The 1,786-nt window shown below is 39.3% G+C and carries 2 protein-coding genes; one reads left to right on the top strand and one right to left on the bottom strand.

From position 1 onward, the window contains the following. On the bottom strand, positions 1–147 hold a 147-nt coding region (locus PPA04_RS09415), incomplete at its 3' end, for a PadR family transcriptional regulator (RefSeq protein WP_147206821.1). A gap of 182 nt (positions 148–329) precedes the next feature. Between PPA04_RS09415 and PPA04_RS09410 the strand changes: the two genes are divergently transcribed. Then, entirely contained in the window at positions 330–1,670 is a 1,341-nt protein-coding gene (locus tag PPA04_RS09410) for an FAD-dependent oxidoreductase (protein WP_057785003.1), read from the top strand. Positions 1,671–1,786 lie beyond the last annotated feature (116 nt).

The following is a 1,786-nucleotide window of genomic DNA, read 5'->3' as shown; positions in this document are numbered from 1 at the left end:
TCGTCTTAAAACGGGGTACATCGTTGACTCAGATATTTTAATGGATTCTTGGACTTTTTGCGTAATTGCATAACCATAAAAATCCTGATGGGTGAGTAATGACAAAACTAGTCCGTCGAGGATTTCCGAACTGACTTGAATATTCATAGGTGCCCTCCTTTATGATATTTTCTAATCTATATTATATACCGTATAGCATTAATGCCAATATAATGTTGATAGCAATAAATAGAGATGTGTAAGCGTTGACATTTGCCGACATACAAAATAGAATTGAATTAACAATAAACTAATAATTTTGATAACAAAAAAACTTGTGGAGGGAAATTATGAAAATAATTATAGTAGGAGCAACCCATGCCGGAACTTTTGCAGCCAAACAGATTCTAGCGGAACATCCAGACTATGAAGTGACTGTATATGAACGAAATGATAATTTATCGTTTCTTTCTTGTGGAATTGCGTTATGGGTTGGTGATCACGTTTCAGATCCAAATAAAATGTTTTATTCTTCTCCTGAGGAGCTTGAAAAACTAGGGGCGACTATGAAAATGGAACATGATGTGTTGCAGATTTATCCTGAACAAAAAACGGTTCAGGTAAAAAATTTAGTTTCTGGAAGAATTTCACAGACACATTATGATAAGTTGGTGATGACAACTGGTTCTGCACCTGTCATTCCTCCAATTAAGGGTATCGATAATGACAAGGTTAAGCTTTGTAAAGATTGGAACGACGCTAAAATTTTGCGTGAAGCCGCGCCAAAATCTAAGTCTGCAATTATCATTGGTGCCGGGTATATTGGTGCAGAATTGGCTGAACAATTGGCGGTTACTGGTAAACAAGTTACTTTGATTGATGGTTTACCACACGTTTTAGCCAAAAACTTTGATCCAGAAATTGGTTTGCGAGTTGAAGACGACTACAAAGCACATGGTGTCAAATTGGCTATGGATGAAATGGTACAATCTTTTGAAGGTGATGACCAAATCACAGTAAAAACAACTAAGGATAGTTACACAGCCGATTTTGCTGTTTTGTGCGCGGGCTTCAGACCTTACACTGATTTATTGAAAGGTAAAGTAAAAATGCTACCAAATGGTGCAATAATTACTGACGCGTATATGCGGTCATCTGATCCTGATATTTTTGCGGCGGGCGATTCAGCAGTTGTGCATTACAATCCAACAGGCAAGGATGACTATATTCCCTTGGCAACTAACGCTATCCGACAGGGCGTTTTAATCGGTCATAACATTGAAAAGCCAACTGTTAAATATATGGGAACGCAGGCTTCATCTGCGGTGGCCCTTTTTGGAAAAACCTTGGCTTCGTCTGGATTAACGGAAAGTGGTGCCCAAGTACGGGGCGTCAAGGTTGAAAGTGTGACACTGGAACAAAATTATCGGCCAGATTTTATGTTAACCACAACGCCCATTTTGATGCGACTAGTTTGGGATCCCAAAACAAGGGTTGTTTTGGGTGGGGCATTTTACAGTTCCTATGATTGTGCCCAATCCGCAAATGTTATTTCATTAGCCATTCAAACTAAAATGACCATCGATGACTTATCAATGGTGGATATGTTTTTCCAGCCTAATTTTGATAACCCACTCAATTATGTGAACGCAGTAGCGACTGCTGCGGTGCAGAAACAGGATGGTAAATAGGGAGACTTTCTTTTTCTTGGGTTTGAGGACAGCTCCACAAAGCAAGAGAAAAAATATAAGACACACCTACTGCGGGAATTCTCCCCGCTTACGGTGAGCCTTAAATTTCCTCTCAT

Origin of the sequence: Pediococcus parvulus, assembly GCF_007990205.1 — a bacterium.
In the GTDB taxonomy this organism is placed as follows: domain Bacteria; phylum Bacillota; class Bacilli; order Lactobacillales; family Lactobacillaceae; genus Pediococcus; species Pediococcus parvulus.
The sequence above is the reverse complement of the archived record's forward strand: the minus strand, read 5'-3'. Positions and strand labels throughout refer to the sequence as shown.